We start from the raw sequence: 7438 nt of genomic DNA, 5'->3' as shown, positions 1-7438 counted from the left end.
TAAAAGCATTTAACTTTTAAGCCCATTTGCTTGAGTGGATGAAAAGCGTTGATGTAGGCAGCCTACCTTTCCAAGGCGATGAGAACGCACTAAAAAGTGGGGCAGAAGGTGGAGCGGAGCAAACATACTTTGAGAGGATTATAGTTGATTACTTCGCCAAAAAGTTAAGAGCCGGGTTGGATGTTGCTACCTACCCTCAGCTGAGAGATATGTGCTTTATGTTTCTAGACGAGCTCGACGGTTTAGTTAAGGTTGATGGCAAATACGCTGCAGTAGATGTTATCAAACCCAAGCGGAAGATTATACCTGAGGTAGATGCACTATTCAAGCATTCAAAGGAGATCTACGAGGAGGTGGGCAAACCCTTCAGCATGAGAGTATGCGTAACAGGACCATATACGCTCTCATCTTTCCTCATCGAACCAAATCCTGAACAGATCTTGAGCCTCGCTGATGCGCTTTCCCAGATCGTAGTTGGTTCACTTCAACACGACAGATATGGTGAGGTAGAGGTGCTATGTTTAGAGGAGCCCCTATTTGGGGTTGTAGATGATCCTAGGCTTGATTACGCTGGAGAATGGAGTGAAACGCTTCTGAAGGCTTGGGACAAGATCCTCTACACAGCCTCTACACGAGGCGTTACGTGCGCTATGCATTTGCACAGCACATCAAACAAAATATTCTGGGAACTTAGTAGATTGGAAGTCATCGAAGCCGAAGCTGATGACCCCATCTTCAGATCTGAGAAGACAAGAAGCCTGTTAGAGAAGTATGGTAAGAGGTTAAAAGCGAGCATCTGCTCCACAAATCTGAATACGCTCGCTGAAAGGTCTGCTGAGCGCATACCAAGATACAGCAGCCTATCAAAGGAGCAGAGAGTAGGTCAGATCTGGGCTGATATAAAACGTGGAAAGGAGGACCCAAAGATTCTTTTGGAGAGCGAGGATGAGATCCGATCTAGGCTCAAGCAGATCGTCTCACTCGTTGGGCTAGAGAACGTACCCTATGCTGGTCCAGAGTGCGGGTTAAAGGGTTTCTTCAACTTAGACCTTGCCCTACTGTACCTAAAGAGGTGTAGTGATGTGGTGAAGGAGTTTGCTGAACGGTAGGCCGAATCCAACACTCTACGAAATCAACACATTACCTTGGCTCAATAAGCTTCGAGAAGCCTATGGTGCTGATCTAACTCTATCTAAAGTGCCATACGAAGAGTGGCGTAAATTCAAAGATCTGGGCTTCGATTACGTGTGGCTCATGGGTGTCTGGAAGCGAAGCAGAAGAAGCGCTGAAATAGCTAGGGGGATAGAGGTGCTGAAAGCTCACTACAACTTTGCGCTTCCAGGCTGGAGACCTGAGGATGTTGTCGGCTCACCCTACGCTGTCCAATCATATGAAGTTGATCCTATGCTAGGCACCTCTGAAGATCTTAAAGCGGTAAAGAAGGTTCTAAACGAACTAGGCATAGGGCTTATCCTCGACTACGTACCTAACCACTTAGCGGTCGATCACCCGTGGGTATTTGAGCACCCTGATTACTTTGTGCAGGCTGATGCTGAAGAGTTTAGGAGAGAACCCTCTAACTATCTTAAAGTAGCCCTTGAGTCGGGTACAGTGTATATTGCGCACGGCAGAGACCCCTACTTCCCACCTTGGACCGATACGGTTCAATTCAACATATTCAACAAAGAAGCTAGGGATGCGTTGATCAAGACCCTAAGATCGATTTCAGAGTACTGTGATGGGGTTAGGTGTGATGTAGCCATGCTTCTACTGAATGACGTCTTCGAAAGAACTTGGGGGCATCTGTTGAGGAAAGGAGGCTGGGAGGCTAAAGAAGAGTTCTGGTCAGAAGCGATACGTGAAATCAAAAAGGTGAAGCCAGACTTCACGATGATCGCTGAGGTCTACTGGGGGCTTGAAGACCGCATGCTAAACCTTGGCTTCGACTACGCCTACGACAAGAACCTATACGATAACCTACTTAACGAGCAGATCGACAACATAAAACGCATGCTCTCAACGGACCAAATTAAGCAGAGCAGATACGTTAGATTCACAGAGAACCACGACGAACTTAGGGCTGTGACCGCGTTTGGGCGTGAAAGATCGATGGCAGCCTCCCTCATAACATACACTCTGCCTTCTATGAGACTATTCCATCAAGGTCAGTTAGAGGGGCGTAAGATAAGAGCACCCCTACAGCTTAGGAGAGTTGCAGACGAAGCAGTAGACAGTGAGATACATGAATTCTACACCACCCTACTCACCGCTCTGAAAAGTGACACGCTGCACTACGGTGAGTGGAGACCTGTGAGGGTTGACGGGGCTCAGACCGTATTCAGCTGGATCTGGGAGTTGGGGATAAAACGCGCCTTTATCTCTGTAAACTACTCATCTAGAGAAGCCCTATGTGTCATCGTTTTAGACAGGTGGCTTTTGAAAGATGTAATAAACGCAAGAGTCTCTTGGAAGAGAGGCATTCAAATAGACGACGTCGATACCAGAGGTTACTTGAAGGTGCGATTGGAACCTTATGCGCTCTGGCTGACCTTAGCTTGATAGCGCTTCATCCTCTTAATCAGCAGAATGAAGGGTGGAATAGAGCATATCTCAAGCGCTACTGAGAAGGAGACCAAATACCAATAACCAACGTTATAGAGCGAACCGAGAGCGCTACCACCTATAAACCAAGCTATGCCTAACACGGCATTCAACGCGCCGAATCCGACACCTCTTTTCGCTGCCGGTAAAATCTTGGCAACACCAGCCCTCAGAATGGTTTCGTGCATACCCATTACGACACCCCAGAAGACAGGAGCTAAGGCGATAAGGAGCTGCTTCTCAGAGAAGGCAAGAGGGGTTACCAGAGCGGTGAAGACAGGTATCGCAACCAATAGGCTGAGCCCGAATCTATCAAAGTACCTTCCAACGACCAACGCGGCTACAGCATCAACACCCATAGCCAAAGAGAAGAGCAGAGGTATCGTAGCATCGGCGAAACCCAAAGCACTCATATGGTAAGCGATCAGCTGATAAGGTGCAAAGCCAGCGACGCTAAAACCAACAAACAGAAGGTATGCTCTAACAACACCAGCACCCTCCGCTGCGGGGAGACCTTCAGATACCTTCTCCATACGCTCAGGCTTAGGGTGAGCCCGCGCCACTAGAGAGAGCGTGAGTAGAGCTGATGCTGCGGGCACAGCCAATAGGGCGAAGCCTTCACGATAACTGCCACCGTAGAGGAAGACAGCCGCCACTATAAATGGGCCTAGGATCGCACCTACTTGATCCAGAACTTCGTGTATAGCATAGCCTTTCCCTAAACCTATATTAGAGGAGGCGTACGAAAGAACAACGTCTCGAGCAGGCGTTCTGATCGCCTTACCTAACCGCTCAGCGAAGATCAGTAGCGCAGCGACCTCCCATCTGCCAGCAAGAGCTAGAAGTGGGACAGAGATTAGGTTGATGAAGTAGCCTAAGAGCAGTATGGACCAATATCTCCTAAGCCTATCTACTAGCGAGCCTGAGGCCAAGCGGAAGGCGTAGCCGAGCAGCTCACTAAACCCGCTTACGAAACCGATTGTGAACGCTGAGGCGCCTAAGAGGGCAAGGTATGGTCCGACGATGCTCCTAGCGCCTTCGTAGGTCACATCTGCTAAAAGACTCACTAACCCAAGCAGCAGAATAAGGCGTAGGGCTTGTTTCTGCAGCTCGCTACTCAAACCAAGAGAGGTTGGGGGGAAAGGTTTAGAAGGTTTTCGCATCTAAGAGGTTTGGTATGAATTCAGAGCCATTCTACCACGTTAGGGTGAGAGAAGGTGAAGTCGGCAGATTCGCCCTCCTACCAGGAGACCCAGCTAGGGTTAAGGTGATAGGCGAATACCTGAAAGAGAGTAAGATCATAGCCTCACACAGAGAGTTTGTGGTGTTGAACGGGTATTTGGATGATGAGCTGGTGACGGTCTGCTCAACAGGCATAGGCGGACCTTCTACAGCAATAGCTGTAGAGGAGCTCAGTAGGGCTGGTGTGAAGACGATGATCAGAGTGGGCACCTGTGGCTCGATTCAAAAAGAAGTCAATGTCGGCGATCTAGTAGTCGCAACAGCAGCGGTAAGGCTTGACGGTGTCACGAGGCACTATGTTATGCCGGAGTACCCTGCGGTAGCAACCCCACAACTAGTTTATGCGTTAGCGAGGGCTGCGAAGGACCTAGGCTTCAGATTTCACATAGGGATATGCGCATCTACAGACGCGTTCTATGTGGGTCAAGGGAGGCACGGTTTTCAAGGCTTCCGCACACCCGAAAGTAGAAGCATATCTTCACTGATGCGCAGACTAAGGGTTTTATGTTTCGAGATGGAGGCATCGACGATATTCACGCTAGCCAACTTGTATGCTCTTAGGGCTGGTGCGATCTTCGTAGCAATACCAGCAAAAGCATCAGACCCAGATAGACCGAGCCAAGAGCAGAAGGTCTCTAAGACGGCTGTCGAAGCCTTAAGGATACTTAAGAGGTGGGATAGGGAAGCAGATGGAGAGGTATGGGTGCCCAAGTAAGTAGAAGGGTTCTAGCAAAGATCTTAGTGGCTATGAGAGCTGGGGAGGTGGGGTTAGAGGAGCTTAGAGAAGAGGTTGGGCTGCCTGAGGAGATCTTTAGAGAAGCCTGCGCACTACTCTCATCAAACCAAGTTGGGGTGTGGGGTGAGCGAAGCGTCACCTTCGAGAGAAGCGATAAGATGAAGGCAGCAATCCTCCTCTGCAGCCTAGGTGAGCCTCTAGACGATGTTTCGAAGATACTATCTTGGTCTGAGTTTGAGGATATGGCATCTACCCTTCTTGAGAGCGTGGGTTATGAGGTTAGGAGAAGGGTTAGGCTCAAAGAGCCTAGGTGTGAGATAGATGTTGTGGCTGCTAAGGAGGACCTAGCTTTAGTCATAGACTGCAAACATTGGAGGAAGACTGTAGGGCAGTCGAGGATGTATCGAATAATAGAGGCTCAGATCAACAGAACCAAATCTCTATCCACCAGCAACCTAACCGTCATAAAAAGATGTGACAAATTCCTACCCGTAATCCTAACCCTCTACGGCGAAAGACCCACCGTAGTGGAGGGCGTACCTATTGTGCCGATCAACCTCCTCTCAAACTTCATTACGGAGGTAAGAGGGTATCTGAATGAGTTAAATGTGATAAAGGTTAAGCAACAAGGTTAGTGGGATCAGAGAGGGGTAGGCGCATAACCTTAGAATATTCTTCGAGCCTCTGAAGCACGCTACTCGGCCTAGCGTCCTCGACCCTAAATGTGAGGAGCCTATCCAATGGCACAGGTGTTGAGATAAGCCCAGTCTTATAGTGCATGGAGAGTGGCGCTCTAACGTCACCCATAGGTTTGAGAAGAGACCAATCAACAAGAATCTGCCCCGCCCTCTCCTCTTTATGAGCGACCTGCGATGTCGTAAAGCCGCCTTGCAGATCTACGATGTGCTTGAATCTCTCAACCAGATCTCTGTCTGAGCGAAGCCTATCCTCGAGCTTAGCCTGCATCTTAATCGCGATCTCCCTATACACTTTGAAGAGGTCGCCCCTAGATCTTAGAGTCGAGTTGTCCAACTTCGCCCAGATCTGGAAGCCTCTTGAGCCGCTGAACTTAACCATAACCCCAACGCCAGATTCGATGAGCATCTCAGCCAACCTGTAGGTGACCTCCTTTAGGAGCTGGAAACCATCTTCAGCCTCGATTATCTTCCTACCAGCATCGAGATCCAGCACGAAGAAGTCTGGCTCGTTAGAGTTAAGTGGGTGGATGTAGGGTATGAAGTCGACACAGTGGTCATAAACCAGCTCAATAAGCCTCTCTTTACTCCCTACGGTTAGGAACTGAGGCTTCGGCTTATACTTAGCATATCTTACGAAGATCGCTTCAACCTCATTAAGAGGGTCTTTCTTACCGGAAAAGACCTTTACAGCTGAAACAGCCCTGTTCACGAGGAAGGGCAGCATATGCTCAGCAACCTTAGGGTAGTAGTCTTTGGCAACCCAGACTCTTAGGTAGGAGGTGTTTAAGAGAGACCCTTCGCGCTCAGCAGCCCTCTTCACAATCTCATCCAGCTCCGGGGTCTTGGTGTAGCCCTCGTCGCTCTTCAGCACAACCCCCTTCTTAACCATCTGATCCAACACTCTCTGAACATCCTCCACACTAACCCTCCTCTGCTCAGCCACCTCCACATCCCTAGCCACTTTAGAGTAGAGGTGATCGAAGTCCACATATTTGCCCGGCTCCTTTATCGCCAATAGCAGAGCAAGCCTCTCCTCGATACTAGCCTTCACACCCCATATCACCCGACTTTGGAGTCTCAGCTTAATGCCTTATCTTCACACATCAGATTAACTCTGACCCATCATCGACTCCACACTATAGGAGTTAAAGGGTTAGATATTAGCGTTAAACAAATTTGGCAAAAGGCTTTAGTCTGCCTCAACATACGGCAAGGATGTGCAAGATAAGAAGGGACTCCTATTACCAGCCTTAACACTTGGGCACACATCCCACCACATATACACCGCCATCATACCAGCCCTACTACCAGTCTTCAAGAGCACCTTCAACCTAACATATATCGAAGCAGCCCTACTACCCACAGCCTTCCAAGCAGGCTTAACCGCGCAGATCGCTGTAGGCATATACTCAGACAGAACAGCGAAGCGAAGCATAGTGGTCTCAGCAGGGTTAGCAGCTACAGCGGTAACCATAGCGGCTTTAACCCTAGCGCACACCTACCACCTCCTACTAGCCCTATCTTTTCTGGCTGGTGTAGCGGCGAGCACATATCACCCAGCTGGCACAACCCTGGTAACAGAGCACTACCCACGTAAAATGGGGTTCGCACTAGGAATACACGCCTTAGGCGGCACTTTGGGTACATCCCTAGGACCTATCATGCTGGGCGCCTTGGCAGCTTACTTGAGCTGGCAAGAAGCCCTCTACCTCATCGCCCTACCTGGGCTATTAGCATCATTAATCTACTCCAGGTTGGTTAGAGATGTGAGGGTTGCTGAGGCAAGCAAGCAGAAGCACCACGCATCTGACGAGGGCTCAATTAAGCAAGCAGCACCACTGTTAACGGTCTTCATAGCAGCATACCTTATGGGGCAGTTCGCAGTTGAAACAACAGTAGACTTCATACCCCTGTACCTAACCACAATCTTCCTAGTTGCAGCACCGACCGCAGCAATACTATTGGGTTTGATGCGCATACTCGGGGTGATCGGTGGACCAATAGGTGGGGCTATGGTGGATAAGATTGGTTCGAAGCGCGTCCTCAGCCTAAGCTTCTTCGGCCAAGCGGCATGCATACTGCTCCTACTTCAACTACAGTTAGGTTGGGCACTCTACATCATACTCGCACTGATAGGCTTCTTCTTCGCCATCGAAATACC

At 49.3% G+C, this 7438-nt stretch carries 7 protein-coding genes; 5 read left to right on the top strand and 2 right to left on the bottom strand.

From position 1 onward, the window contains the following. Positions 1 to 38 precede the first annotated feature (38 nt). Together HA494_09540 and HA494_09535 are read left to right on the top strand one after the other, a co-directional pair. Positions 39 to 1109, top strand: coding sequence for a hypothetical protein (locus HA494_09540; protein ID NHV98004.1), 1071 nt, complete (start codon positions 39 to 41; stop codon positions 1107 to 1109). Next, entirely contained in the window at positions 1096 to 2559 is a 1464-nt protein-coding gene (locus HA494_09535) for an alpha-amylase (protein ID NHV98003.1), read from the top strand. Before HA494_09540 ends, HA494_09535 begins: the two co-directional genes overlap by 14 nt. Here the strand turns inward: HA494_09535 and HA494_09530 are convergent. Further along, positions 2532 to 3764: an MFS transporter gene (locus HA494_09530; protein NHV98002.1), complete on the bottom strand. Its 1233-nt coding sequence runs from the start codon at positions 3762 to 3764 to the stop codon at positions 2532 to 2534. The two genes, HA494_09535 and HA494_09530, sit on opposite strands and share 28 nt — an antisense overlap. A gap of 14 nt (positions 3765 to 3778) precedes the next feature. On the opposite strand from HA494_09530, the gene HA494_09525 reads away from it, so the two are divergent. Next, on the top strand, positions 3779 to 4558 hold the full coding sequence (locus HA494_09525; GenBank protein ID NHV98001.1) for a nucleoside phosphorylase: 780 nt from the start codon (positions 3779 to 3781) through the stop codon (positions 4556 to 4558). After that, a complete protein-coding gene (locus HA494_09520) occupies positions 4543 to 5214 on the top strand; it encodes a restriction endonuclease (GenBank protein ID NHV98000.1) in 672 nt (223 codons plus the stop codon). Before HA494_09525 ends, HA494_09520 begins: the two co-directional genes overlap by 16 nt. Here the strand turns inward: HA494_09520 and HA494_09515 are convergent. Continuing rightward, complete coding sequence (locus tag HA494_09515; protein NHV97999.1) at positions 5198 to 6328, bottom strand: hypothetical protein; 1131 nt, start codon at positions 6326 to 6328, stop codon at positions 5198 to 5200. The two genes, HA494_09520 and HA494_09515, sit on opposite strands and share 17 nt — an antisense overlap. 166 nt (positions 6329 to 6494) lie before the next feature. On the opposite strand from HA494_09515, the gene HA494_09510 reads away from it, so the two are divergent. Then, positions 6495 to 7438 (top strand): MFS transporter (locus tag HA494_09510; protein NHV97998.1); only part of this gene is annotated, 944 nt, incomplete at its 3' end.

This window comes from Nitrososphaerota archaeon, assembly GCA_011605775.1.
In the GTDB taxonomy this organism is placed as follows: Archaea; Thermoproteota; Nitrososphaeria; order Nitrososphaerales; family JAAOZN01; genus JAAOZN01.
This window is presented reverse-complemented; position numbering and strand designations above follow the sequence as displayed.